We start from the raw sequence: 25,120 nt of genomic DNA, 5'->3' as shown, positions 1-25,120 counted from the left end.
GAGGCCGGCGGCCTTTCGCTCAGGTTAATCGCGATCACTTTGTCATGGAAGGGGAACGATAATAGGACAAGCCGCATCCAATAAAGTCGCGCGAGCAAGTGGCTACGTTTGTGGAAGGAGCCGGCAGGAGCGAACATCACTGATGTTGATAGCTTGCCCAGGAGGCCCGCAAAGCCATATATGGCGCGATGACGTTTGATTCAAAAATTTTCGTTGGTCTGCGCTCGACCCGCAAAAGCCCTGTTCAACATCGGGAAGCGAGCGGGCCGAAATGCCAATGGGAAGGTTGCGAGGCGCAAGGCACCCATCGTGCCCCCGTCGGAGCCGATGCGGAAGGACTGTATCTGTTTTTTTGTGCCAAGCACGTCAGTGAATACGGCAGAGGCTACAATTTCGTGACGAAACTTTCCGCCCCGATAACGGCCCGCTATCAAAGGGAAGCGGCAAATGGCAGCCGCCCGACCTGGGGAACACGCATCGATGATGTTGCTGAAACGCGCCTTCCGTCGTCGGTTCGCTCTGGGACCGCAAAGGTGGTGAATGCACGGAAGAATGCGGCCAAGCGCCAGGCAGCAAAAGCGGATCTCAACCAGCGCAAGCTCAAAGTCCTTGAGGCAAAAGCCTTTGAAACGCTCGGCCTGTCAGAGGATGCAACGCCCGAAGAGATAAAAAGTCGGTACAAGGAGCGGCTTAAAGTGCATCACCCTGACGCCAATCAGGGCGATCGCGCGTCAGAGGAACATCTCCGCGCAGCGATAGACGCTCACAAGATCCTTAAACTCAATGGCTTTTGCTAACCGATCGCGTCTTCGCGCGGTAGAGTGCGCACCGACGCCGACCCGAATATATGCGCCTCACCGAATTCCGCATCGATGTCTCAGTCGGAGGCATGGGTCCGAACCCAAACCGCGACAACAGTAGGCTCGCCCGAGAGCGAGCCTGACACCGACGCACCGATGTTGGAAGAGGCATCCGCTCCGTCCCCTCATTCGCTAGCCAGGCTAAGACTAGGGGCGCTGAAGACACTCGAAACAACGATCAAGCCGTTGCCAGCCCCAGTTTTTTCAGCATCTCGATTTGGGCGAGTTTCAAGTTTGTCGATTGCCGCGAAGCAAATCAGCAGGCTGCTCTTGCTGGGACATGAACCCCGCCGTCCTAAGAAGACATATTCATACCCAACAGCTTAGACAAGCGAGTGCGCTAAAGCGGCTGCTGCCTGTATGCTGCTTCGGGGCACAGGGATGCCACGCCATGCCTTGCGATTGAGGAAATCCGACGACCTCTTTATCCAGGAGGCGTCGATTATCCTCCAAGTCGCGCTGAGTTCGATGCTGCGGGTCTGGTCGGCGATGTCATCGAACGGTCGGAGCCAGATAACCCAGATCACCGCGCCCTTCCCGACGCTCTTCTCGAATTGAAGCGGCTTGGGCTTGTGCGGGACGGGAAAATTGCGGGTTCGTGACGGCTAGCTTCCCATCGCATCCTTGTCGATGGGAGCATTTGATCGTGCGCGACTTGTGGAACATTCAGTCTGCTGCCGATTATGCCACCATCAACAATGGAGAATGCATAACATTGACCACACAAACCACGTTCGTCTTACCAGATCAGAACTCACGCCAGCCCTGCTTGAAGGGGCGACAATTTATGGCGCTGACGATCACAAGGTCGGTAAGATCGATCACGTCCATGGAGCAGGCGCCGGAGGCTTCGCCGTCATCGACGTCGGAGGCTTTCTTGGTATTGGCGCCAAGCCCGTTGCTATCCCGATTTCGGATCTCGAGTTCATGCGTGACGAGGATGGGGACGTCCATGCCGTGGCGAGTTGGACAAAGGACGAACTCAAGATGATGCCAGAGCATCGGGACTGAGACTTTGGCTAGCTCACACACGGAGGCGGTCGCAAGCGCGATGGAAAGAGCGGCTTCCGTTTAATCGGGACGAAGGGCGCTTGCGCGGCACAGTTTCCAGCTGAGTGTCGTCGGCGCCGGCAGCTTCCATCTCTGTTGGCCTGGCTACCTGGTTTACCTTGGAGGCAAGTGAGCACTGGTTACCAGTTGCGCTTTCAGTCTCGCTGTTTGGAGGCCCAACTCGATAAACCGCCGTGCATGCTCGGCAAGTGCTACGTTATCGCTCCAGAGATTCCTCCAGATCGCCGTTTTCAGCGACAGGTCCTTGTCGACTATCGTGGTGGAGAACGACTCGAACGTGACAAAATCATCCCATCCGATTGCCACGAGGGCATCGAAGATCGCGGCAAAATCGATATTCCCCGTGCCGAGGTAGCCACGGTGGCTTTCACCGATGTGCACGTAGCCGATCTTGTCCGCAGCATTGCGGATCGCCAGCCCCACGTCGGCCTCCTCGATGTTCATATGGAATGTGTCGAGGTGAAGAAAGACGTTCGATGCGCCTGTGTCCATGATGTAGGCAAGACCCTGGGCGGCGGTATTGAGCATGTTGCTCTCGAAGCGATTGACGATCTCCAGGTTCAAGGTGACGCCAGCGGACTTCGCGCGTTCGGCGACTTTCGACAGCGTGCTGACGCTTGTGTCCCACGCTTTTCTTGTCAGCGTGTGCTCCTGCTTTCCATGTGCGGAACTCAGGATACCCGCCAGCTTTGAACCGCCGAGATCCCTGACGAGGGCAACTGCGCGGTCCAGAATATCGACACCATTGGCAATGACGGATGGGTCGTCACTTGAAATGTCCCCTTCCGCCGGCAGCCCCATGCTGATCGCGACATCCAGTCCGAGTTCTTCTATACGCGAGGCGAGCCACTTCACGTCGACCTGCTTCGGATCGAGATACGAGAATTCGACAAGTTTGAAGCCGAGGTCGTGGGAGCGGGCAAGAGTTCTCTCCAGCTCGTCTTTCGAGGAGCCGGCGCTCCAGACGAAGGAGTGGACGCCGATTTTGGACATGAGACCGTATTCCTGATTTGAGGAAGATGACGACCCGCTGAGCACAAGGCATCGGCGGGCCGCACGGGAGGAGACCGTTAGCGAGCTGCTGTCCAGCCCTTGTAGTCCTTGATGTTGTCGGCCGTGATCAGCTTCGGATCCAACAGGACAGTGTTTTCGGCAGGCTTCTTGCCGTTCAAGACGTCGACAGCCATCTTCAGCGAGTCGCCTGCCATGACATAGGGATCCTGGGAGGCCGAGGCCTTGATCATCGACTTGCCGCTGGCAAGAGACTTTTCGATATCAGGAGCGCCATCAACGGCAGTGATGATGAACTCGTTACGGTTCAACTGTTTTGCCGCCAGTTCAGCGCCGATGCCGGTCGGGTCGTTGATCGCGAAGATCGCGTCAATCTTGTCGAAGCGGGTCAGAAGACCCTGCATGACCGCAAGACCGCCGTCGCGCGACCCCTGGCCGTTCTGGTCGTCCGAAAGGATCTTGATGTCAGGGCTCTTGCCGAGAACATTCTTGCATCCCTGAACGCGGTCGATGATCGATGACGATGCCGGTCCGTTGATGATGATGACGTTGCCCTTGCCCTTCAGATGATCAACGATGTACTGGCAGGCTTCCTCGCCAGCCTTCACATTGTTGGTCATGACGGTGACGTCGGCGCCCGGTGCGGAAACGTCGAATGCGGCAACGATAACGCCCGCGGCCTGAGCCTTCTTGACGGCTGGAGCAATCGCCTTTGCGTCGACTGCGTTCAGCATGATGATGTCGACGCCGGCAGCGATGAAGCTGTCGATCTGCGATACCTGCTTGTTGAGGTCATAGTCTGCGGAAACCGAGGTTACCTGAACGTTAGGATTGATTTCCTTGGCGCGGTCCTCGATGCCCTTGATGGTGGCGACGAAGAAGGGGTTGCCGAGAAGGCCGACGGAAATGCCGATCTTTTCGAGGTCCTTTGCGGCCGCAGGCATTGCGATCGATGCAGCCAGTGCTGTGGCGGCGAGCAGTTTCGAAATCATGCGCATTCTTTCCTCCATTGGGCGCCTCCTGCGCCTTGTTATCCGGTAACCCCGGTCCCATCAGCCGCACCTTACGTGCGGCTAAGCCCCTTCAGCCGATAGCGGTCGAGCGCCACGGCGACGATGATGACAAGTCCCTTGATGATGTACTGCCAGATGTCCGAGACACCGACGAGGATGAGGCCGTTCGACAGGACGGCTATGATCAGCGCGCCAATGAGCGTGCCCCAGATCGAGCCGACGCCGCCGACAAAGCTGGTACCGCCGAGGATAACAGCCGCAATCGCATCGAGTTCATATGCCTGGCCAAGCTGGAGACCGTTGGCCGCGTAAAGGCGCGCAGCCGACATGACCCCTCCAAGACCGGCAAGAAGGCCTGACATCGAATAGACGAACAGCAGCACGAGCGGCACCTTGATGCCCGTCAGGCGCGCAGCCTCGACATTGCCGCCAACCGCGTAGATCCAGGTTCCGAGCACGGTCCGCTTGAGGATGAACCAGGAGATCAGGATCGTCGCAAGCGCGATGATGGCAAGCCACGGTACGCCGAAGAAGCTGCCGTTTCCTATGAAATCGAAGGGCAGATCCGGATTGAAGACGGTGGTGTCGTTTCCGAGCAACCGAGCGATGCCACGCATAGCAGTCAGCGAGCCGAGGGTCACGATGAACGGCGGCAGCTTCAGCGCTGAGATGATCGTTCCATTGACAACACCGCAGGCGAGACCGACGGCGATTGCAGCGGGAATTCCGAGCATGCCGATATCCGGCCAAAGAGAAACGATAACACCAACCATGGCAGATGCCGCCAGGATCGAGCCCACCGAAAGATCGATACCGCCCGTGAGGATCACGAAGGTCATCCCGGCAGCCAGCACCGTGTTGATCGATGCCTGCTGCATGACGATCGACAGGTTGTTGACGCTCAGGAACCGCCCGCTGAGAAGATGGAAGCCTATTGCCAACATGACGAGAACCGGAAGCATGCCGAGCGCCGTCAACGTTGATCGGAACCTGGCTTTGCTGGCGTTCGGCTGTTCGGTCGATGTGGCGGTCATGCTTCTTGTCCCGTCTTTTTGAATTGGCGAACTCAGGCGACTTTCGGCGCCGAGCCGGTCGAGAACGCCATGATGGCTTCCTGGCGGATTGGTTGCTCGGGCGTCGACGAGACCTCGCCGGCGATGTGGCCCCCGCGCATGACAAGAACGCGATCGGCAATGCCGATAATTTCGGGAAGGTCGCTGGAAATGACGACAATCGCGATGCCGGTCTGCGCAAGTTCGTCAATGATCCGGTAAATCTCGGACTTCGCGCCGACATCGACGCCGCGCGTCGGTTCGTCGAAGATGATGGCCTTCGGCTTGGTTTCGAGCAGGCGCGCGATCAATGCCTTCTGCTGATTTCCACCCGACAGCGCTCCAACGTTGATGCTGGCGCTCAGCGTTCGGATGGAAAGTGAGGAGATGGCCTTTGCGGCGCGTTCGCGAGCCGCCGCGAAATTCAGAATGCCACCCTTCGCCGCGTCCTTGCCGATCACACCGATGTTGATGTTTTCGTTGATCGTCATGTCGAGGAAGAGGCCGAGACCCTTCCGGTCTTCGGTGAGATACGCAATACCAGCATCCATCGCATCGCGCGGGCCGCCGATCGTCAGTTCGCGGCCTTCAAGCAGCACGGTACCCGAGATCTTCTTGTCGGCCCCGAAAATCAGCCGGGCGAGCTCGGTGCGGCCGGAGCCAACAAGGCCGGCGATCCCGAGGACTTCCCCGGCCTTTGCATCGAAGGAACATCCGTGGACGCGTCGCCCGTCGCCAATGTCGCGGACAGACAATATGGTTCGAGCGGCCTGCTGCGAGGCACGATGCTCTTTCTTGTAGAAGGACGAAAGGTCGCGGCCGACCATCATGGACACGAGTTTTTCCGCCGAAAGCTCGGCACGCTCCAGTGTTCCGACATAAGCGCTGTCGCGCAGAACGCTGACACGATCGGCGAGCGCATAGACCTCTTCCATGCGATGACTGATATAGATGATGGCGATACCGCGGGCCTTGAGGCCGGCAATAACGTCGAACAGGCGTTCGGTCTCTTTCGATGTCAGGGAGGTTGTCGGCTCGTCCATGACGATGATCTTCGCGTTGGTCGTCAGCGCGCGCGCAATTTCGACCATCTGTCGCTCACCAAGAGACAGGGTCGCGACAAGCTGCGACGAACCGAATTCAATGCCGAGCTGCTTGAGGATCGGTTCGGCGCGCTCCCGCGCTCCCGTCTTGTCGATCACCCCGAAGCGAGCGGGCTCGGCACCCAGGAACATGTTCTGTGCAACCGTCAGGTTCGGCGCGAGAGACAGCTCCTGATAGATGACTGCGATGCCGTTCGCCTTTGCCCGAACGGGATCGCCTGAGACGATTGGATGGCCGTCGACCGCAACTGTACCGCCTGGATCAGCCGTATAGGCGCCTGACAGCACCTTCATCAGCGTGGACTTGCCAGCGCCGTTCTCACCCATCAGCGCGTGGACTTCGCCTGGATAGACCGTCAGCGACACGTTCGTCAGGGCTCTCGTATTGCCGAACGTCTTGCTGATGTTTCTCATTTCGAGAACGGGCACATTCGCCCTTGGCGCTGCCGCACTCATGCGTGGAGCTCCTCTTTTGGATGCATCGCAGCGGTTTCCCCGAGCTCCAACAGGGCCCACCAGGCACGCCGATAGGCCTCAAGGCCCTCGGCATCGAGCGAGGTAGCCTCAACCGTCTCGTTGGCGAACGGATGCTGTCCGAGTGCATCGAAAACGAGCGCGGCGGCTCCGAAAGCGCTTCCTTCGGCAGTCGTGCTCGTGAATATCGGCTGGGCCGGACGTAATTGGGCGAGCAACTCTGCAAACAAACCGGTCTTGACGAGGCCGCCGTCGACAACGATCGGGTTGCTTGAGCGTATGAGGTCAAGCGAAAGGTCGGTCATCAGCACGACATAGAGAAGGGCCGCCGCCGCCCTCTCCTCGCCATCGACAACGGGCCCGACAAAGCGACCATCGAAGCCCTGCATTGGCCCGCCGGGAGCAAAGGAGGGCAATGCGAACGCGCCCTTGGCAATAACGCGCGACACGGCTTCCTTGCTAACGGGCTTGTTCCAGCCACCGCTCGCGATGTCGTATTCCCGACCACCCATGAAGCGAATGGTCGGCGCGGGCGTGCCGTCGACGGTCACGTTGGCGAGCATGTCGCGGTGTTCGTCCAGCGCCTCAAGGGGGCAAGCGGAGTTGAGGATCACGACCCACGTCCCTGTCGAAACCAGCGTGAAATCGTTGAACCCGACCGAGCGATAGAAATAGAGCGCCGCGTTGCTGTCGTGGACACCGTTATGAACGGCGACCGGAACTGCCTCGCCTGATTTCGTCGCGACCAGGAATGTGCCGAGCCCCGTGCCCGCCTTCGCGAAAGCAGGCATTTTCTCCCGCCAGCCCCTGCTGTCGACCAGACTGCTGAAATCCCCGATCAGAGGCGCCCAGAGATGGGAATGGCAACCAATGTAAGAAACTTCCGACACCTTCCGGCCTGAAAACCGCCAGGACCAGAATTGAGGATAGCACAAGATGGTGTCGACCTGAGCCAGGAGCTCGGGCTTGGTCTCCTCGACCCAGAGAATGTGGCGACCATAATTGAAGCCGAGTGGAAGTCGAGGCGAATAGGTCTCTCGGAAAGCCGGAACCAGCATGTCGATGCGATCGGCGACCTCCCGGGGCGGCTCCTGCTCGTAGTCGATGATCGGATGAACCAGCTTGTCACCCTTGGTCAATGCGAAGGTGCAGCCGTGTCCGGAAAAGGTGACGTGCCGTGCCCCATGATCTTCAACCGCCGTCTTCAAGACGTCTTTCATCCACGCGAAGAGCGCCTCATCGTCAAGAACCCGAATTCCAGCATCATCGACCCAGCTCGGCTTGCTGCGAGCGTCCCAAAGTATCGAGCCATCGTGACCGAGGACGAACAGCTTCGAGTTCGTCTTGCCGAGGTCAAAGACCGCTACTGCCGCCTGCTCGGTCATGAGGGCACCCCGATCGCAGCAATCAGGATGGTTATGCCGGCATCCTCGAGCATTTTTGCGCCAGAGTCGGATAGGCCATCATCGGTGACGATCGTCCCGATCCTGGAAAGCGGCAGAACAATGTTACGCGGCTGGATCGAGAACTTCCTGCTGTCGGCCAGAAGGACGATCTCGTCGGCACGCGTGCTGAGCTCGCCTATTGCCTTGGTCAGGAGCGGATGCGATTCAAGCAGCCCTTCGGCGCTGATGCCCTGCGTGCCGAGAAAGAAGCGAGACGCAAAGAAATCAGGCGCCCCCGCCGAAGGGTCGTGGATTATGCCCGGCTCGCGATAGAGCTCGCCGCCGGCGAGCGTCAGGTGGCATGTTCCGTGCTCCCCGAGATAGGCCGCGAGCGGCATTGAATTGGTGTAGATGCGCACATTGCGCCGAGCAAGCTGCTGCCCGAGCTGATAACAGGTCGAGCCGGCATGGACGATGATGGAGTCCCCGTCCCTGACAAGGCTTGCCGCCTTTTCGGCGATTGCGCGCTTCGCATCCACCGCAATGTCGCGATTTTCATCGTAAGGCCGCGCAGAAAGACGCCCGGTCGCGGACGCATCATTTGCGGAAATCCCGCCATAGACTTTCCGCGCCTTGCCGATCTCGTGAAGCTTGTCGATATCGCGTCGAATGGTCGCCGGAGACACGCCAAGGCGCTCCTGCAGATCGCGCACCGATGCGAACGGCGTTTCGAGCAGCATCTCGGTGATCAGGCGATGGCGATCGGAATCGTTCAAGAAGTGCCTCCATTCGCGCTTCTCCTCAAGCGCGATGATGAACTATAATCACACTGACGGAGTTGTCGCAATAGATTAGACTGAAAATCTTCATAGTTGACGATCTTCGATCACATTTATAGGATCGAGCCAAAATTCGCTCAGCGTATCCAGCGCAATTGAGCAATGTGCCGTAGGAGGAGAACCAGATGACAATCCCGGACTTGCGGAAAACCGATCTGTTCAGGGATTTTCTCCAGCTCTCGAACAAGATCGGCAGCGACATCGAGAAAACCCAGGGCGCGGGTGGAAATACGTCGATAAAGCATGACGGCGTCATGTGGGTGAAGGCCTCGGGAACCTGGCTTGCGAAGGCTGGCGAACAGGACATCATGGTCCCAGTTCTTGTGGATCCGCTGGTCACTGCGCTGCGGGAAGGCGACCCAAGGGCCGAAAAGTCGGTCGATTTCGTCGTTGGTGAACTGAACTCGAGCGGCCTGCGTCCGTCGATCGAGACAAGTTTCCATGCCGCGCTTAAGAGCCCGGTGGTCGCTCACTACCACTGCGTCAATACGATTGCGCTTGCGGTGCTCGGCGGGCGCGACGAGGTCCTGGCCGCTCGGATGGCAGCGGTTCCCGACCTGAAGTGGGCCTCCATTCCCTACAGACGCCCGGGCACGCCTCTGGCACGCGAGATTGAAAAAGCCGCCGCAGCAAGGCCTGATATCCTGATCCTCTTCAACCACGGCATCATCGTCTGTGGCGACACGGTAGGCCAAGTCGCCGAACGGATTGATCGCGTCACCGAGGCCCTTCGTTCAAAACCGCGCGAAACACCTGCACCCGATCTCGACGCCCTTGCTGCTGCGGCGGCAGGATCAACCTTTCATGCCGCAAAAGACCTCGACAGCCATGTGATTGCGCTTTCGGAGATCAACCAAGTGCTTGCCCTCGGCGGGTCGCTCTATCCCGACCACGTGATCTTCCTCGGAACCGAGATCGGCACGCTCACGCCTGGGCAGAACGCCGCTGATCTGGAAGCCGCCTGCGCCAGGGAGGGGCGCGAACTGCCTAAACTGGTGATCGTCCCCGGCAAAGGCATCCTATTGTCCAATACACTCACGGCCGGAGGCGAGGTCATGGCACGTTGCCTTGCAGAGGTTACAGGCCGCATCACTGATGGCGAGAAGATCGCCTATCTGTCCGATGCCGACGAATATGAACTGACACATTGGGAAGCGGAACAATACCGCCAGGCACTCGACCGGCAATCAACGAGGCACTCGGCGTGACCTACGGTTCTGCGCAGGCCTGTGCGCTTGGCATCGACATCGGCACCTCAGGTGCCCGGGCGAGCGCCGTCGACCAGCATGGAAACCCCTTAGGCTTCGCGGCCGCGCCGTTCGAAAGCCCTACAGAGACACGGCAACCCGCCGCGTGGTGGACACGTGTGCGACAGGCCGTCGAAGACCTCAATTCCAAAGTTGATCTGACAGCTGTCAGGGGCGTTGCCGTCGATGGCACGTCAGGCACGGTGCTCGCACTCGACAGCAGCAACCGTCCGACGGGTTCGGTGCTGATGTATAACGACCCCTGCCCCGAGCCTGAGATCGTCAGCCGGATCGCTCGCCATGCTCCTGCAGGAAGCGCTGCCGCCGGCGCCAATTCGGGGCTCGCGCGAGCTATCTATTTGTCCCGGGAACAGGACGTCGAGGCTGTCATACACCAGGCCGATTGGATCTTGATGATGCTCGGCTGCCCGGCGCGCGTCACCGACGAAAACAATGCTCTTAAGACAGGCTACGACCTCGCTTCGGAGCAATGGCCAGATTGGATCGAAGACGCCGGAATGAATCTGGACGCACTTCCCAAGGTCGTGCGCGCGGGCAGGAAGATCGCACCTGTCGCTGGCTATCTGCATGATCTCGGCCTTCCGAAGTCGGCATCCTTCCATGCCGGTACGACTGACGGATGTGCCTCCTTCCTTGCGACCGGTGCATCGGAGTTCGGCGACGCGGTAACGGCGCTCGGCTCGACGATCGTTTTGAAACTTGCCTCCGACCGCCCGATCAACGCGCCGGAATTCGGGGTCTATTCTCATCGGGTCGGCAAATTCTGGTTGCTCGGAGGCGCGTCCAACAGCGGCGGCAACGTGGTTCGAGCCCTGATCGGCGATCACAGGCTCGAAGAACTGACCGGCAGGATCGATCCGGAGCGTCCGCTTGGCCTAAACTACTATCCTCTTCTGCGGCCAGGTGAACGATTTCCCTTCAACGATCCGGACCATCAACCCAGGCTGGGTCCACGGCCCGTCGATGACGCGCAATTCTTCCAGGCAATCCTCGAGGGGATGACCGAGATCGAACGCCTTGGCTATCGACGATTGGAGGAGCTAGGCGCCATGCCTCTCAAGACCTTGAGAACAGTCGGGGGCGGCGCGCGCAATCCGGCCTGGACGGCAATGCGGTATCGCGCGCTCGGTGTTAAGACGCTGCCGGCCAAATCGCTGGAGGCCGCGGTCGGCACGGCCTCTCTGGTCATTGCCGCGCTGGAGCAGGAAGATGCCTAGACCTGTCACCGTGGACATGGCCGGACTGTCAACCGATTATGACGTGTTTTTCGTCGATCAGTTCGGCGTCCTTCGCGACGATATTGGGCCCTACCAGGGCGCTATCGATGCCCTCCGGCAACTGAGCCAGGCGGGCAAGAAGATCGTGATCCTCTCAAATTCGGGGCGGAGCGGGCAGTATAACGCCGAAAGGCTGGTGAAGCTCGGCTTCGCGCCGGACAGTTTCGACTTCTTCGTGACATCGGGCGACGTCGCATTTGAGCTCCTGTCGCGACCCGGAGTTGACATCCCCAAAGGATCAAGAGCGCTGACGATCTCAAGCGGCGGGGATACCAATCTTGCCGACCGGTTGGACCTGGTCTCGATACGAAGCGGGAACGAGGCGAACATCGTCATCATCTCGGGCAGCGAAGCCGAGCGCATCTCCATGAACGATTATCGCGAGATGTTGAGGCCGGCCGCAGAAAACAACGTAGCGTGCTATTGCACCAATCCTGACATTCACAAACTGCACGAAGGGTCAGTTGCGCCGGGCGCTGGCAGCATTGCCCAGCTTTATGAAGCGATGGGCGGAAGAGTTACCTGGATTGGAAAGCCCTATCCTGAAATCTACGACCACGCCCTTAAGCTTGTCGGCGTGGAAGACAGGAGACGCGTGGTTTGCATAGGCGACAGTGTTGAACACGATATCGTGGGCGCCCGGTCTGCCGGGTTGGACAGTGTGCTCGTCAGAACCGGGATACTGGCCGACAGCAATGACGGCGAACTCGAACGCATTACGAGCGAGGGGGGGGCAACCCCGACGTACATGATGCAAGCCTTCAAGTGTTAGGACACAAGCTCCAAGGACCGTCGCGCCGGACTGAGCCACCACGGGCTTTAAGGTTCGTTTCATCTGGTCCGCCGCCTCAAATTGCCTCGCGTTCGCAACGAGCCGTTGACACCTGGATGCACACTACCGCTATCGGGGCCAGGGATTAATCACTTTCATCCCGGCGGCCTCGAATGGGCGTGGGTCGCGAGTTGCGACCGCGAGGCTATTCGCGACTGCTGTGGCGGCAACGTAGCGATCGGCCTTGTAGATCGCTTTCCCAGGTACGCGCGCGCGTATCATCAGCTCCGCTTAAGCCTGTGAAGTCGCCAGATCGAAGGACAGGATGCGCTCGGAAAAATGAGGCTGCACTTCTCCCTCAAGCCGGTCACGGAGGATCTTTTGTCTCTTCCCTGACGGCATCGCAGCGATCCCAAAGCGAAGTTCAGCGTGTCGCCGGCGCGAACGAGGAAGAAGCACCGAAGGGGTGTCTTTCGGCCGTAGGCAAGGTCGGATTTGCGGGCCTAACGACGTCACGTTTGTTACCAACCACCATTCAAGACAGGCCCTTGACGTCGATGGCGACAATCGTGCCCTGGGCGGGGTTGACATGGAGACTGGCGGAGGTTTGGCGGGCTTACAGCGTTCCGCGTGGTTCGGAACAGGACTTGACGGCTAGCTTCTCATCTCCAGCGGTTCAACGAGGCCGAACGGAGCCGGTTTCCTCTCGCGCTGCAACGCGAATTTTTGAATGTCGCTATTAAAATCGATTGAAGATTTTCTGATCGTTTTAAACCCTTGTCTCTCCACGCCGTTGCGGTAATTGGCTCGTTTATGCCGAGTTCACGAGAGCGACAAAAGCAACGCCAGAAAATCTCACTCTCATCCCGGGCTGCCGAAGAGCCGATGGCTAGTGAGGCGTCCGGCGAGCCACACTTCGATATGCCACGAAAAAAAACATCCGAAAAAGGTCGCGAGGCCAAACCAAAATCGCTTCTGAAACAGCTGGCGGCCGTGCCCGATAAACTGTTCACGGGCAAGTTTCGCCAGCAATTCGCCGCGCTGTGCTTTCGCTACAGGGAAGACGGAGAAGGCATCGAGATCCTGGTGGTCACCTCACGCGACAGTGGCCGGTGGATCATCCCGAAGGGTTGGCCGATGGGAGGCAAGCAGCCCTACAAGGCGGCAGCGATCGAGGCCTGGGAAGAAGCTGGCGTACGCGGCAAGGCAAGGAAGAAACCGATCGGCAGATACACCTATTTGAAGCTTTTGGGGGATGGTGACGTCGTACCCTGTATCGTCGACATCTTCCAGATCGAGATCAGGAAGTCGACTGGCACGTTTAAGGAGCACGGCGAGCGAACGATCGCCTGGGTCAGTCCCGATGAAGCAGCGCGGCGCGTTCGAGAGGTGGAGTTGAAGTCGATGCTGGTGGAATTCAAGCCTCAAGGGCGGCGGGCAGGATCCAAGGGCTCTTGAGAATAGCGCTAGGCCGCCTCTCACGTGCGCGACGGTAGTGCAAAGCTTGGTTTGGGCAGGATCGTTCGAATTCGTCATGGCTCGACGTTGACGATCTGTTACGAACTTGCGGGAGAGGCCGACAACCTCTTTCCGCGAGGCATTTCAATCAGCCGGACTTGAGCCAAGTCAGCCAAAAAGCCTGGATGTGGAAACCGCTCGGCGCTCTATCCAATGGTCGCTATTGCTTCTTCGAAGGCTCGAATACCGTCGTAGCCGAGCTGCGCAGGCATCCGACCGGAACTGATCAGCCCCTCCGTGCTCATTTTGAAAAGCTTCAGGTATGCCCTGCCTTTATCATTAAGCATGCCTCGATAGCTGTGTAGTTGACCAGTCAGAATTTCGGCCGAAACATATTCCGCGATCATCAGGTTGGCCGCATCTTTTACCGACCACCCTTTCTTCAAGATCAGGTCTGCCGCGAATGTACCCTGATGAGTCAGTTGCCTGAAGAGATCGTGTGCGACAACATCGATAGCCTGTTCAACGGAGCCGCCCTTGCCTCGACACCGGATCCGGAATTTCTCGACTTCCGTCCAAAGCAACTGAACTTCGGGCGAAAACGTTGCATGTCTCCTTCGTTTGAAGAACCCGAACATTTCACCTCGCGCCTGTTGAATGCATCAACTCTATTAGAGACTCCTAAGCTGATTCACCGCGTTTCGTCCATCCTGCGCATCCCAGGGATTGGCTTCGGTTTATTCGATCGATCGATATAACAAGGCCAGCCGACGGAGAAACGCAGGATCCTGGCCGGTCGTTGGTGCGTGGAGCATGCTGGAGGCTTGAGCGAGCGCACACTCAACTGGAGGAGCGAGTAACGGCAGGTCAGATTGCGAGCCCCGCTACAAACGCATCCTGAGGTCAGGCAACCCTGTTCCAGGAACAATCGTGACCTTGGCGCATTATTTGACAAGTCGGGCGTAAGCGTAATCGGAGCGCGGTGCTCTCCTTATCCTCGGTTTTCCTGAGGTTGCTTCCAGCTTTCGAGCTGTGACGCGGGGTTCGAATCCCTGCCCCGACTGCCAATACACTCATCAAATCAGCTCGCACAAAAATCCTCTGCCGAAGGATGGAATGCCGACGCCCGCAGGTGCGGCGGAACAGAAGGTCTGTCGTCCATGAGACAACCTTCGCAAACCTCAGCTGGCCCGTTCAAACCGACAACTCAGAGCTCGAGCTGCTTCTCCTGCCGCTTTCTAAACCACCAAACGAAGGTGTGGCTTGTGGTGTGGACTGCGTGAAAATAGCGCCCGCGCATCGGCCTCGTCGACAAGCCAGTCCCTGCCCTGGCCCAGCATCCACGCATCCCGGCTGCTGTCCTGGAACCAGTTCGCCCGATTGCCGATGACATAAAGTCGTCGTCTGGCGCGCGTCACGGCGACATTCATGATATTCGGCTTGGCAAGCGCCCAGGATATGCTTTCGGCATCTGACGCACCCAATACCAGCAGCACAATCTCAGCCTCTTTTCCCTGAAACGAATGAACAGTTCCAATCGACCGTTCCGCCCACTCCTCGACGACATCAGGAGCGGTATGACCGAACATCGTGGGTGCATTCGCCAGTAAATCCTCCCTGATTCCCAGCGCAACCTTCCGGAACGGCGAAATCACGAAGAGATCAGGCAACTGGCCTCGATGTTGGGGTGGGCGGCACTCCGCGAGGCGGGACATGATGTAGCAGGCCAGAGCACCCTCCTCAGGCACATAGAACCTGTCGGGCATCTCGGATGCACCACGGACGTTGAACCATGCACTCTCGGGCCCAAAGGCGAGCCGATCGTTGCCGACTGGGTTCTCGGCCTGAAGCGCGTTGTTGACCAGAACCATCGAGTGCTCGTAAGCAAGAGCGTTTGAGATGGAGAACATCGGCTCGATGCACCGGCGGTGGACCAGTAGCGGCGCTCCGATCCACTTGCCGTTCCGCCTCGCGCCAAATGGATTGATCCGATCGGCCAGTGTTTGCAGGGAGCCCGCCTTGCTTCTGAACTCCCGCGGGATGCCAAATCGGCTCGCCAAAGCATCGTCAACGGAGCTGCTGATCGCGGAGATCGGCTCCAGTTGGAACGGGTCTCCGATAACGATGGTGCGTTTGGCTCGAGACAGGGCATCAATCGCGTGATGGGCGGCGGCCTGTCCTGCCTCATCAACGATCAGCCATGGTATCGCGTCGCGTCCCAAGCTTGCGAAGACATTCGCGAACGAGCAGAACGTCGAGGATACGACCGGAACGAGGAGGCTGAACGTACTCCACAGATGGACGGCCGACGATGGCGAACCCCCTGTTTCGGGATGCGCGATACGTTCGGTCCATGCGCGAAGGTTGGCGCTGATAGGATCCCATGCGCCAGCGATGAAGGATTGATGTAGCGCCATCGCCGCGACGAAAAGATCGGCACGTGCGTCCTCCAGAGCCGTCGACGTGCCGACCAGCATCTCTGCTCTTGCACGTGGATCGGCATCAAGAAACTCGGCCGGCAAAACAACCTTCCCAAGCTCCTCACGCGCTTCCTCGATCTGCCGCTGTGACGCGGCAATGATAGGATGGGACGCGGCCTCCATTGCCTCAGCCTGGCTCATGGCCAATGAGCCATTGCGAGCCGATGATGCTGTTACCACCGGTGGCCGCGCACCAGCCGCCTTTTGAAGTGATCCGAATTCGTCGGCCGAACGCGCAAGCTCGTCGAGACGAACGTGCTTTGCCTTGAGGTCATCCACTCTCGCCTTCGCGGCCCTGTATATGGCGCAGGCCTCACCCCAATTGCGAGTGCTGAGATCGTCGTCATCAGGGCATCCGTCATCGATCAGCTCAGCGACAGCCGACGCGCACCGATCTCTATTCTGCTTGTTTCCGAGCGGCACCGAAACCGAACCCCAGGCAGGCGACGTGACCTGGTGCTGAGCGAGAATGCGTTCGGCGAGTTTCGGCAGATAGTTCAACTGCTTGCCATACCGTTCGCCGATCTTCGACCGCTTGGGAAGCTCGAGCGTCAGGTTGTTGACCGCGCCATTGTTCGAACTCGCGACCGCGATGATGAAATCGTGGAGAGCACTGTCGATCTCGAAGGTGGACCCATGGTCGCTGCCGCTTGCGGTCGCCTTGAAGGCGTCGAGCGGGTTGTCGAACCTGAGCAGGATTTCAGCGCGACGGCTGATGATCTCGGCGACGACATCCATCACTAGGGTTGTCTTGCCGGTTCCCGGCGGCCCATTGATCGAGAATATCCCCTCTCGCGAGGTCCGTGCGAACAGTTCGTTGACGGCGACCTGCTGGTAAGGTGACAGCGAAAAGTCGGAAGGCCATCGTGCCGAGGGATAGCGGTGTGTCTCGAGGCGTTCCAGGACTGTATCGTCGCATCCCGCGTCGAAGTCGGACTCGGCCGAAGGCTGGGTCAGCAGATCCCATGCACCACCGATTACCAGGCAGTCCTCGACATCTTGACGCAGCTGTCGCAACAGGCCGGGATAGGCATTGCCGAACAGCCTGGCGTCTCTGATCTTCCTCGCCTTCTTCCCTTCTTTGACAGGCTTTGAGCGCGAAACGACGACGCATTTGACCGACGGTCTGAGATCCGGCGGGAGCTTCAGAGCGATAAATGCCTGATCGGCAAGCGCTTCTGCTATCGCGAGCGGCTTCGCCCGCGTCTTCAGCCTGTTCTTGAATTCGCCCTCCAGGAGGTTCGTATATTCCGTGAAGGTAATGGTGGAGGATTCGGTCGCGGTTGCGAGATCGAAAAGGAAGCGGCTGACCACCAACGAGCCTTTTTCCGCCGCGTTCTTTCCCGAGACAGCAAAGCTTCCGGCGAATGTGAACCGGTCGTTATCTACGAGGTCAGGTTCTCTGGAGTCTTGATCTGGTCGCCAGCGCTGAACAAGCAGGCTGTCGCATCCCCGCATCGAAGCGACACCGAAGCGCACGAACTGCCGGGTTGTTTTGGTTTCATCTCGCATCGATGGCCAGGGATCGCGATCGCTTGAGACATGCGTGACGACCACATTAGGAGCCAGTTCGCCATCGTCTTCTGCGATTGGGGCGCTATAGCGTTCGATGTTCTCCCAGTATTCAAGCAGTTTCAGTATCTGCCCCCGAGGGGCTTCGCTGGAGTGCGCCTTACCTTGGAGCGGATGATTCCCATCTGGAATGGGCATTGTATCTACCATGCGAAATGCCCCTACCGTGGAATTGAAGCGCACGCGGTGAAGACAGGTCTCCTGTCCGGCTGGGGCGACCAGAATCGGAAAACGCGACCGGGGAACCTTGCTCAAGGTTCGGTTGCCGTGGTTAAAAACGAGTTAATCGTGCTGTGCTGACCTGTCTGGACGAGCTGTGTCCGGTGCCGATCAGAGGCACGGCCGCTACGTGAATAGGGCGTGACAGTCGCTTGTAGAATAGACGCTGTCGGAATTTCGATACTTGTAGTCTCGGATGAGCCTAGAGTTCAGGCCTTCTGCAAGAAACAATCGACTGGACAGTGCATGAAAGCCTTAGAGTACAGGGCTGCGGTTGCCGTCACAGGTTTGAATGCCGCAGATATCAAGACGCTTTTTGGTGCGGAGCCGGTGACCCATCTGGCCTGGGCGGAAGGAACCGAAGTTATTCCGCGTGCTGTAGCGCTCGGCCTTCTCCTGATGCTGGTGACCAACACCAATGTCCGGCAAGCTGAAATATTGGTTTCCGATATCAGGCGACTATAGCCAACCACGTCAGCGGAAAGTATCGCCGTCAGACGCCTCTCCATCGCTCTGCCCACCCTTTCAGTGCGGATAGGAGATATTACCACGGCAAGGTCGCTCAGCCTCGGGCTTTTGGCGGTCGCATGTGATCTTTGACGAGGGGAAGTGTCGCGCAATCGATGGTTGATACTCAGGTCATCTCGACCTTAAAGGTTCTTGATGGATGGCAGTATTATCTTCCGAGGGACCCACTTAACGGGTATTTCTGGCGTCATTTCATTTTTGTTGTCGTTCGCCGCAAGATGACAGGTCTGCGAGTGCATTGATCGCCTATCTGTGGCAGGCAATATGCGGACGCAAGCGCAGGAAGTCTTCGCGATTTGCGTATGGCTCAAGTTCTTCTGGCTCGAACGGATCCGACAAGGTGTTCGATCCTGCGCTTTCCTTGCTCGGGCATGAGAAGCGATACCAAGGTGACCGCGGCGCGCCGGTCTGTAAGGAAGATCATTGGCCTAATTCGAAATACGCGCTTCAGAAGATCCCGCGCCTTGGCTGTTCTGCCGGCGAGCGCGGCTTTCCGCGCGGCAATTCTATAATGTTCGGCCCGCGCCCGCGCGATCAAATCGCGAGGGAGTTCGCGCATCGATGACTGAATGATGTCCAGGGCGGCGTCGATCTCCCTCACGAAACGATCGACATCATAAGACAGGCTCGACTTCCGCATTCTGTAGAACGTCAGGGGGATGGTCAGGCCGACAGCAGAGGCGTCTGTCAGCCAGAGTATACGGCACCACATTTCATAGTCTTCACAGCTACGCAGATCCTCGCGAAAATCGCCTGCGGTTTCGAAGCACGAACGCCGCACGACCGGTGTCGAGCCGTTTCCGACGTGATTTCGCAGGATCATCTGATGCAGCGTCGGCTTTATCTTGTCGGGAGATTGTACCTTGCCCGTAGGTCGGCCATCTTCCTCCAGAAGTTCCGAGGCCGAGAAACTCAAGCCAATCGTTGGGTCACTGTCCAACAGGGCAATATGAGCTGCGGCCTTGTCGGCTCGCCAGAGATCGTCACCGTCAAGGAAGCCGATATACTCGCCCCGCGCCTCGGCAATTCCCCTGTTTCTGGCCGCGGACAATCCGCCATTGTCCTGGCGAACGATCCTTAGTCTGGTATCGCTTCGCAGTGCTGCCAGATCCGCAATCCTCGTTGAGGTGGCGTCGGTCGAGCCGTCGTCCACAACGATGACCTCAAGGTCGCGGAACGTCTGATCCAGCGCGGATTCAAGCGCGGGCACGATGAAATCGCCGACATTGTAGGCCGGGATTACGATGCTAAGACGCGGCGAATGTTCAATCATGGATGACGTCCTTGTGCGCTTGATGCGGTGAGCAGCGGGGAAGATTGTGTTTGTTCACGTGGCTCCAGAGCGCCACCGATAAACGCGAAGATGTATGAACACGGCAACGTGATGCTGAAAAGCGACTCATATTTGCAGAAGAACAACAACGTCAGCGACAGGAGGAGCATGACAATGACTTCGTCGCGCCTTTCGCCTGCTTCGTCGAACAGTCGCATGAGGCCGCTTGCGAGTGTCAGGGCAATTGCGATCACGAAGCTAGCTAAGGTGATTACACCGCCGGTATACAACAGGCCGTAGATCGTGGAGTGACTGCCGATCGGCAGGATCTCCTTGGGATGGACCGACGGTCCGATCCAGCCGTAGCCAAAGATCGGAGACTGGAGAAAGCCTTCCCAGCTCTTCTCATAGATCAAGTGTCGCGCAAGGCTCGACCCGGCGCGCACGCCATCGATCCGATCCTGAACGGACATGAGGGCCCCGGGCCAATCGAAGCCAGCGACGCTGATCGCAAACAAGGCGAAGAGTGCCGAGAAGATGAACATGAGCTTCAGTCTGAACGACGCCTTGAGCCATACCCATCCAAGGGCACACAAGACCAGCGCGCCTAGCGACAATCGGCTCCAACTGAACACGACCGCAATCAAACCGCCGGTCATGCCCAGCAGTCGAAAACGCAAATCCTTCTCGAGTAGGCTGATAAGCGTGATGCCGATTCCACCGAGGCCCAGAGCGGTCGTGTACGGATAAAAGAGGATCAACCGCGTGACCTGTTCGCCGAAGGTCTCCTCGGGAATGTAGATTGCGAGCGATCCGTAAAGCTGGGCAGAGATACTGTTAGGGGCAATCAGCATCGGCAGCGTGTACGGCAGGACCAGCCTCGGCAAACCCAGCGAAACACCGACAGCACCGATCAAGGCAAGGACAATAACAATCCCGCCAAGTATCGAAACCGCACGGACCACAGAACGGCCGGAAAGACCGTGCGCGGCACCCGCCCAAATGGCAAGTCCACCCATGATCCATCCGAGAACACCGAAGCTGACGAGTTGGATGAAGCCTTCGCCTGGCTGCTCGCGCCACACGCCAGCAAGAATGGATGCGATAAACTGAACGGCGCCGATGCAAATCCAGCTGATCGCCACTGCACGTGCCAGCAGTCCCATAGGCGCCCGCTTGAAAGCAAGAACAGTGATGACGATGGCCTGGACAAGCGTAAGGAGGCCGAGCGCCCAGAACACGACCGTGTAGCGCAACATTCCTGCGTACAGGCTCTGGTCAGCCGTCAGCCACGGGAATATTGGCCTGGACGCAGCCGTTTGAGCCTTCATATCGCCTCCTCCACTTTGAGCGCAGCAGGACGAATTCGCCGGTCACCCAAGACCACCGCAAACTCGATGATCGCGCACAGAATGAAGAACGAGGTAAACGCGAAGACATGGCCCACCAGCCCGCCCGCGGCCGTTAAACCGCCAATGAAGGCGAAGCCTGCAAACGCTCGCAGACTGCTGAGGCGATTGGCGATTTTAATGCGACCTTTGGCTTTCAGGAACATTTCGGCGCTCACCACGAAATAGCGCGCTGGTGCCGAGGCCATCAGAATTGCCGTATAGAGCCAAAGATCCGGTTTGTGGAAGATCGTCATGCCAGCAGGAACGGCCACCGCAGTGACCGCGATGCCGAGCAGTGCACTCAACAAGAGCATCGAACGGACGACGCGGCGGAAGAACGCGTCATCGCCCGTGACGAGCTTCGGATAGACGGATTGGAGACTTGCCCAGCCTGGGGTGTCGCTTGCCGTCATCAGTTGCCGGCAGATGCCGAGAACGCCCAGTTCACCGCGCCCGAGAAGGTGTGAGCAGAGCAGGACCAGAAGGTTGTCACCGAGCACCAGAACGCCGTCTGCAAAAAGGTAGCGAATGCCGGCACGCATCTGCGTCGGCGCCAGTCGGATGGCGGCGTTAAAGTCGTGCGGCAAAAGAGCGTAGGCGATTGTGATGCCGAGGAGCCTGAAAGCGAGAATGCAAACACAGAATATGCTGAAATCGTGGGAAAAGGCACCAGCCAACAGCCCCAGGGCATTCAGTCCTGGCGGGATGATGGTGTGCGCCATCTTGTTTTGTACGACCTGTAGCGCGTTGGTCACATTGGACTGGGAAAAGAAGATTGACGAAAGCGCTATGGCGGCGATTTGAAACTGCTCTTCCTGGCTATGGCCGACGGCCAGTCCGAAAACGACTGCAAGGAGCAGAATGGCAGGCAGCGAGACGACCGCCGAAATCAACCCCAGTGAGTTCAAGACCGAATTCGTCTCTTTTATCTGCGCGAACCTGAAGTGCAGGCCGAACGTTCCGCATAGAGCCACCAGAGTGATTGGGACTGCGGCAAGCGTAAGCGTTCCCACGGCATCCAGGCCGTAACGATGCGCGACGATGGCCGTGAGCAGAAACCCGTTGGCATTTTGCAGCAGTCGCGAACCGATGTTCATCAGTGACGAAACGTCGCCGCCAAAGATACGATCGCATAGCTTTTGAAGGACGGCAGGCGCTTTCAAGGTCACAGCTTCCCCTCGTAGAGCCGCCCCGGCACCGGCAATGGCCGCGTCACGACGCGATCGTAGACGTCGCTGTAGCTCCTCGCGATTTCTGACCAGGTCGGCCAAGTCGGGGTAGCAGGAACGGCGCCTGCGGGACGCGACAGGGCTCGCGACAAAGCCTCTGTGAGCCCGGACACGTCGCGGGGCTGGAACAGGATAGCCGAGTTTCCGACCACCCTCGTGTTCTCGGGAATAGCGCTGACGACTGTGGGAATATCGTATGCCATGGCTTCCAACAGCGCCATCGACATGCCCTCGAGGTATGACGGGAGAACGAACAGAGCCGCATTGCTGTAAAGCTCCTGCAGATCGGCGCCGCTACGGTGGCCAACGAACATGACATTGGGGCCAGCAAGGCCCTTCACGTGGTCTTCGTAGTCCCGCTGTGGCGCACTGCCAGCGATAACGAGAGTGACATCGTCGCCCAGCCTCTTATGTGCCTGGATGAGATCGTGGCACCCCTTCTCCAGCGTCAGTCGGCTGGCAAAGAAGACGTACCGGCGGCCCGTAAGACCCAATGCCTTCAGAAGCGAACCCGGAGGCAGCTTCTTTACGACAGGAAGCCCATTCGGAATGAACGAGGTTCGCAGATCGTGGCGTTCAACGAAGTATCGGCGAAGCTCTTCTGAAACGACTGTAATGCGATCAGCATAACGGACGATGGAGCGCTCTGCGGTCGACAGGCAGGATCTGGCGATTGGTCCCCACTTGTCCCTGCGCTGGTCTAGCCCGTGAATCGTGACCACCGTTGGCTGTCGAAGCAATCGTGTTGCCGCAGACAAGATGCCCGGTCCAATGGCGTGAAGATGGATAACATCATATCGACCTGCTGCCAGGGCGAGCGACACGACGCTGCGGGAGATGGTTTCCGTATGCTTGCCGGCAAGACCTGGGACCTTGATAACGTCAAGACCCGGCAGACTGCTGGTCGTCGCCGACGGTGCCGCGAAGACGTCGACAGTGTGCCCAAGCGCCACGAGCTCCGGGCAGACCGCATCAAGCACTCGCTCAATGCCACCATATGAGGTTCCGAGGCCCCTTGAGCCAATCATCGCGATTTTCATGCTGAACTCCCGCGACCTCAGGCAAACCAGCGAAGCGGCTGACTTCCCGGGCGACGGAGCCACCCGAGCGTCAGGATGGCGCCGAAGGAGAAGAGTGCGAGCATCATCCCACTCGCCGCGATCAGCAGCCTTTGGCTCGTCGGGCGCTGCGGTGCCTCTGGCGCGTCCACGAGCCTCACATTGGAGAGGCGGGCCTCTCTTACGGCCTCGGCCGCCTTGCGTTCACTGAGCTTGTCGAGACCAAGGGCATACTGGCGTTCCAGTATGTCTCGGCGCAGCGTGAGATCATGCAGCGTCCCTTCCTGATCGTTCAACGTTCGCAATTCAGTCTCGAGATCGGAAATCCGCGATTTCATCTCGGTCCGGCGTGCACCGTCCGCGCTCAATGCCTGTTCCAGCTCATCGGATTGTTTGCGCAAAGCGTCAGCCGGATCACCTTGTTTGGTCGCGACATCGCCACTGGCTGCACGCCTGGTGCGGTCGGCGGGCGACGCATCCAACTGGTCGAGGATGGTTTTGTGCCGGGCCGTTGCATCGGCGATAGCAACGTCAGTCGTGCGAAGGTTGTTGTTGAGATCCGAAAGGTGCCTCAGCAACAGGTCGCGCTGCAGGTTAAGGTCGGAAATCGCATACCGCTGCCGGAATTCCGCCAGCCCCGCCTTGGCAATTTGCAGCTCGTCGCTCTTCGTCTTGATCTGCTGCATGAGAAGCGTCGTTTGCGGATCGGCGAAAAGGACTGCCCGGCGCGCGAAATACGCATCGATCAATGCCGACAAGAACTGCGCTGAAAGCTCAGGATCGTAATGTTCATAGGAGACAGTTATGATGTTGCCGCTGCGCCCGCTGTCGATCCGAAGGGACTTTTCCACGGCACGACGAGCGCGGAGCATCGCCGCCTCGTCGTCATCATTGTTGTCCTGTGGCACACCGGAGATGAAATCACGGGCATAGCCGATGGCGGACTTGACGGGCGACGACCGGCCCGTGGATGCCGGGTACAAGATGTGAGGATCGATGCTCGTGATAGCCGCTTTGATCACGGTCTCGCTGCCAAGGATGTCGCTTTCTGCCGACATGTAAGCATCGCGGTCCATCGCCGGTGCGTTCGACGTATCCGTGCTACCCGCAGTAGGTCGTGCAACGTAGTCGTCGGACAGGAGAACAAGGAGATCGGCGCTTGCGCGGAACTTCGCTGGGGTCAGCTGAAGCGCAATGAGCGTCATCGCCAGGATCGACAAAAATGCCAGGGTCGCACCAACAAGATAGCCCGGTTTGAGCTTGAACACCTGCAGCCGAGCGGGTCGACTCGCACCATTGCCGTCTATATTCGCCGAAGATTTATAGTAATTCATGCGAAAACCTGACTGCCTATGCATAGTTATGTGCGTTGCAATATAAAATGCCAACCCACCATTTTTACTTCTCGTCTAAAGTGCGAATTCATTCAGTCTGTTAGAGGTATTTTATCTTCATGTTAATAATTTAATAACTGAGTATTGGCAATACAGATCATCTGAATGGCGTAGGTATGCTTAGTTGTAGGGAGGTATTGGGATTTATACGTTGTTATAGTTCTGGAGCTCGGTGCGTCCCGTGCCTGGAGTATCTCCAGGCAGCAGCTCGCTGAGCCGCCGCTTGTCTCAATAGCTTTCGACGTCTTCCCCGCTGCATCAAGCGCCTTTAAAAGCAACTGACTCTGTGCACAAACGTGAGTCTTGCCCGCAACAGTGATGGGAGGATGAAGACTGGTCGAAACACAATCTCATTGCTGGATATTGGATAGGTTGGTCAGTATTCTGTTTGGA

General features: G+C 58.3%; 20 protein-coding genes, 1 tRNA gene and 1 pseudogene. 8 read left to right on the top strand and 14 right to left on the bottom strand.

Annotated elements, in window-relative coordinates; translation table 11 throughout:
• The first annotated feature begins 188 nt into the window (after positions 1 to 188).
• Together QTL94_RS16610 and QTL94_RS16605 are read left to right on the top strand one after the other, a co-directional pair.
• On the top strand, positions 189 to 797 hold the full coding sequence (locus tag QTL94_RS16610) for a J domain-containing protein (RefSeq protein WP_065690382.1): 609 nt from the start codon (positions 189 to 191) through the stop codon (positions 795 to 797).
• A gap of 777 nt (positions 798 to 1,574) precedes the next feature.
• The gene (locus QTL94_RS16605) at positions 1,575 to 1,871 is read left to right on the top strand and encodes a PRC-barrel domain-containing protein (RefSeq protein ID WP_289802594.1); all 297 of its coding nucleotides are present in this window, start codon (positions 1,575 to 1,577) and stop codon (positions 1,869 to 1,871) included.
• 153 nt (positions 1,872 to 2,024) lie between these two features.
• On the opposite strand, the gene QTL94_RS16600 is transcribed toward QTL94_RS16605, so the two are convergent.
• The 6 genes from QTL94_RS16600 to QTL94_RS16575 all read right to left on the bottom strand — a co-directional run bounded on the left by QTL94_RS16600 (position 2,025) and on the right by QTL94_RS16575 (position 8,745).
• Positions 2,025 to 2,924 carry a sugar phosphate isomerase/epimerase family protein gene (locus tag QTL94_RS16600; RefSeq protein ID WP_065690381.1) on the bottom strand — a complete coding sequence of 300 codons (900 nt, stop codon included), beginning with the start codon at positions 2,922 to 2,924 and terminating at the stop codon, positions 2,025 to 2,027.
• Positions 2,925 to 3,001: 77 nt separating this feature from the next.
• Complete coding sequence (locus tag QTL94_RS16595) at positions 3,002 to 3,940, bottom strand: ABC transporter substrate-binding protein (RefSeq protein ID WP_065690380.1); 939 nt, start codon at positions 3,938 to 3,940, stop codon at positions 3,002 to 3,004.
• A 65-nt stretch (positions 3,941 to 4,005) separates the two neighbouring features.
• Complete coding sequence (locus tag QTL94_RS16590) at positions 4,006 to 4,989, bottom strand: ABC transporter permease subunit (protein ID WP_065690379.1); 984 nt, start codon at positions 4,987 to 4,989, stop codon at positions 4,006 to 4,008.
• A gap of 32 nt (positions 4,990 to 5,021) precedes the next feature.
• The gene (locus QTL94_RS16585) at positions 5,022 to 6,566 is read right to left on the bottom strand and encodes a sugar ABC transporter ATP-binding protein (RefSeq protein ID WP_289802557.1); all 1,545 of its coding nucleotides are present in this window, start codon (positions 6,564 to 6,566) and stop codon (positions 5,022 to 5,024) included.
• Entirely contained in the window at positions 6,563 to 7,969 is a 1,407-nt protein-coding gene (locus QTL94_RS16580) for an FGGY-family carbohydrate kinase (protein ID WP_065690377.1), read from the bottom strand. The genes QTL94_RS16585 and QTL94_RS16580 overlap by 4 nt, the downstream gene beginning before the upstream one ends.
• Positions 7,966 to 8,745, bottom strand: coding sequence for a DeoR/GlpR family DNA-binding transcription regulator (locus tag QTL94_RS16575; RefSeq protein ID WP_065690376.1), 780 nt, complete (start codon positions 8,743 to 8,745; stop codon positions 7,966 to 7,968). The genes QTL94_RS16580 and QTL94_RS16575 overlap by 4 nt, the downstream gene beginning before the upstream one ends.
• A gap of 188 nt (positions 8,746 to 8,933) precedes the next feature.
• On the opposite strand from QTL94_RS16575, the gene QTL94_RS16570 reads away from it, so the two are divergent.
• The 3 genes from QTL94_RS16570 to QTL94_RS16560 are packed head-to-tail and all read left to right on the top strand — an operon-like array spanning position 8,934 to position 12,125.
• Entirely contained in the window at positions 8,934 to 10,016 is a 1,083-nt protein-coding gene (locus tag QTL94_RS16570) for a class II aldolase/adducin family protein (protein ID WP_083199285.1), read from the top strand.
• Complete coding sequence (locus QTL94_RS16565; protein ID WP_065690375.1) at positions 10,013 to 11,293, top strand: FGGY-family carbohydrate kinase; 1,281 nt, start codon at positions 10,013 to 10,015, stop codon at positions 11,291 to 11,293. The genes QTL94_RS16570 and QTL94_RS16565 overlap by 4 nt, the downstream gene beginning before the upstream one ends.
• Positions 11,286 to 12,125, top strand: coding sequence for a TIGR01459 family HAD-type hydrolase (locus tag QTL94_RS16560; RefSeq protein ID WP_065690374.1), 840 nt, complete (start codon positions 11,286 to 11,288; stop codon positions 12,123 to 12,125). The genes QTL94_RS16565 and QTL94_RS16560 overlap by 8 nt, the downstream gene beginning before the upstream one ends.
• Positions 12,126 to 12,254: 129 nt before the next feature.
• On the opposite strand, the pseudogene QTL94_RS16555 reads toward QTL94_RS16560, so the two are convergent.
• Positions 12,255 to 12,554 (bottom strand): annotated as a pseudogene (locus QTL94_RS16555) (PIN domain-containing protein); the annotation flags it as partial.
• Positions 12,555 to 13,046: 492 nt separating this feature from the next.
• Here QTL94_RS16555 and QTL94_RS16550 point away from each other — a divergent pair.
• Positions 13,047 to 13,583: an NUDIX hydrolase gene (locus QTL94_RS16550; RefSeq protein ID WP_065690473.1), complete on the top strand. Its 537-nt coding sequence runs from the start codon at positions 13,047 to 13,049 to the stop codon at positions 13,581 to 13,583.
• A 206-nt stretch (positions 13,584 to 13,789) separates the two neighbouring features.
• Here QTL94_RS16550 and QTL94_RS16545 read toward each other — a convergent pair whose 3' ends face one another.
• Positions 13,790 to 14,221 (bottom strand): hypothetical protein, encoded by a 432-nt coding sequence (locus QTL94_RS16545; RefSeq protein WP_065690373.1) that lies wholly within the window; start codon positions 14,219 to 14,221, stop codon positions 13,790 to 13,792.
• 316 nt (positions 14,222 to 14,537) lie between these two features.
• Here QTL94_RS16545 and QTL94_RS16540 point away from each other — a divergent pair.
• Positions 14,538 to 14,650, top strand: a tRNA-OTHER gene (locus tag QTL94_RS16540).
• A gap of 171 nt (positions 14,651 to 14,821) precedes the next feature.
• Here QTL94_RS16540 and QTL94_RS16535 read toward each other — a convergent pair.
• Positions 14,822 to 17,785, bottom strand: coding sequence for a DEAD/DEAH box helicase (locus tag QTL94_RS16535; RefSeq protein WP_083199284.1), 2,964 nt, complete (start codon positions 17,783 to 17,785; stop codon positions 14,822 to 14,824).
• Between the two features lie 315 nt (positions 17,786 to 18,100).
• Between QTL94_RS16535 and QTL94_RS16530 the strand changes: the two genes are divergently transcribed.
• Positions 18,101 to 18,319 (top strand): hypothetical protein, encoded by a 219-nt coding sequence (locus QTL94_RS16530; protein WP_065690370.1) that lies wholly within the window; start codon positions 18,101 to 18,103, stop codon positions 18,317 to 18,319.
• A 370-nt stretch (positions 18,320 to 18,689) separates the two neighbouring features.
• Here QTL94_RS16530 and QTL94_RS16525 read toward each other — a convergent pair whose 3' ends face one another.
• From QTL94_RS16525 to QTL94_RS16505, 5 genes are read right to left on the bottom strand one after another with little or no spacing between them, the layout of a single operon-like run.
• Entirely contained in the window at positions 18,690 to 19,655 is a 966-nt protein-coding gene (locus tag QTL94_RS16525) for a glycosyltransferase family 2 protein (RefSeq protein WP_065690369.1), read from the bottom strand.
• Complete coding sequence (locus QTL94_RS16520; protein WP_065690368.1) at positions 19,652 to 20,986, bottom strand: O-antigen ligase family protein; 1,335 nt, start codon at positions 20,984 to 20,986, stop codon at positions 19,652 to 19,654. The genes QTL94_RS16525 and QTL94_RS16520 overlap by 4 nt, the downstream gene beginning before the upstream one ends.
• Positions 20,983 to 22,215, bottom strand: a complete 1,233-nt coding sequence (locus tag QTL94_RS16515) for a lipopolysaccharide biosynthesis protein (protein ID WP_141683913.1) — start codon at positions 22,213 to 22,215, stop codon at positions 20,983 to 20,985. The genes QTL94_RS16520 and QTL94_RS16515 overlap by 4 nt, the downstream gene beginning before the upstream one ends.
• On the bottom strand, positions 22,212 to 23,315 hold the full coding sequence (locus QTL94_RS16510) for a glycosyltransferase family 4 protein (protein ID WP_083199283.1): 1,104 nt from the start codon (positions 23,313 to 23,315) through the stop codon (positions 22,212 to 22,214). Before QTL94_RS16510 ends, QTL94_RS16515 begins: the two co-directional genes overlap by 4 nt.
• Positions 23,316 to 23,332: 17 nt before the next feature.
• Positions 23,333 to 24,667, bottom strand: coding sequence for a GumC family protein (locus tag QTL94_RS16505; protein ID WP_158007257.1), 1,335 nt, complete (start codon positions 24,665 to 24,667; stop codon positions 23,333 to 23,335).
• Positions 24,668 to 25,120: the final 453 nt, after the last annotated feature.

The sequence above is a fragment of the Rhizobium sp. S96 genome, assembly GCF_030382195.1.
In the GTDB taxonomy this organism is placed as follows: domain Bacteria; phylum Pseudomonadota; class Alphaproteobacteria; order Rhizobiales; family Rhizobiaceae; genus Rhizobium.
This window is presented reverse-complemented; position numbering and strand designations above follow the sequence as displayed.

Bases quoted from the DNA above. Each gene is read 5' to 3' on its own strand.
- QTL94_RS16600 (WP_065690381.1), bottom strand. From the start codon at position 2,924: ATGTCCAAAATCGGCGTCCACTCCTTCGTCTGGAGCGCCGGCTCCTCG.
- QTL94_RS16525 (WP_065690369.1), bottom strand. From the start codon at position 19,655: ATGATTGAACATTCGCCGCGTCTTAGCATCGTAATCCCGGCCTACAAT.
- QTL94_RS16520 (WP_065690368.1), bottom strand. From the start codon at position 20,986: ATGAAGGCTCAAACGGCTGCGTCCAGGCCAATATTCCCGTGGCTGACG.
- QTL94_RS16510 (WP_083199283.1), bottom strand. From the start codon at position 23,315: ATGAAAATCGCGATGATTGGCTCAAGGGGCCTCGGAACCTCATATGGT.
- QTL94_RS16595 (WP_065690380.1), bottom strand. From the start codon at position 3,940: ATGCGCATGATTTCGAAACTGCTCGCCGCCACAGCACTGGCTGCATCG.
- QTL94_RS16560 (WP_065690374.1), top strand. From the start codon at position 11,286: ATGCCTAGACCTGTCACCGTGGACATGGCCGGACTGTCAACCGATTAT.
- QTL94_RS16545 (WP_065690373.1), bottom strand. From the start codon at position 14,221: ATGTTCGGGTTCTTCAAACGAAGGAGACATGCAACGTTTTCGCCCGAA.
- QTL94_RS16550 (WP_065690473.1), top strand. From the start codon at position 13,047: ATGCCACGAAAAAAAACATCCGAAAAAGGTCGCGAGGCCAAACCAAAA.
- QTL94_RS16505 (WP_158007257.1), bottom strand. From the start codon at position 24,667: ATGAATTACTATAAATCTTCGGCGAATATAGACGGCAATGGTGCGAGT.
- QTL94_RS16610 (WP_065690382.1), top strand. From the start codon at position 189: ATGACGTTTGATTCAAAAATTTTCGTTGGTCTGCGCTCGACCCGCAAA.
- QTL94_RS16535 (WP_083199284.1), bottom strand. From the start codon at position 17,785: ATGGTAGATACAATGCCCATTCCAGATGGGAATCATCCGCTCCAAGGT.
- QTL94_RS16570 (WP_083199285.1), top strand. From the start codon at position 8,934: ATGACAATCCCGGACTTGCGGAAAACCGATCTGTTCAGGGATTTTCTC.
- QTL94_RS16585 (WP_289802557.1), bottom strand. From the start codon at position 6,566: ATGAGTGCGGCAGCGCCAAGGGCGAATGTGCCCGTTCTCGAAATGAGA.
- QTL94_RS16530 (WP_065690370.1), top strand. From the start codon at position 18,101: ATGAAAGCCTTAGAGTACAGGGCTGCGGTTGCCGTCACAGGTTTGAAT.
- QTL94_RS16590 (WP_065690379.1), bottom strand. From the start codon at position 4,989: ATGACCGCCACATCGACCGAACAGCCGAACGCCAGCAAAGCCAGGTTC.
- QTL94_RS16580 (WP_065690377.1), bottom strand. From the start codon at position 7,969: ATGACCGAGCAGGCGGCAGTAGCGGTCTTTGACCTCGGCAAGACGAAC.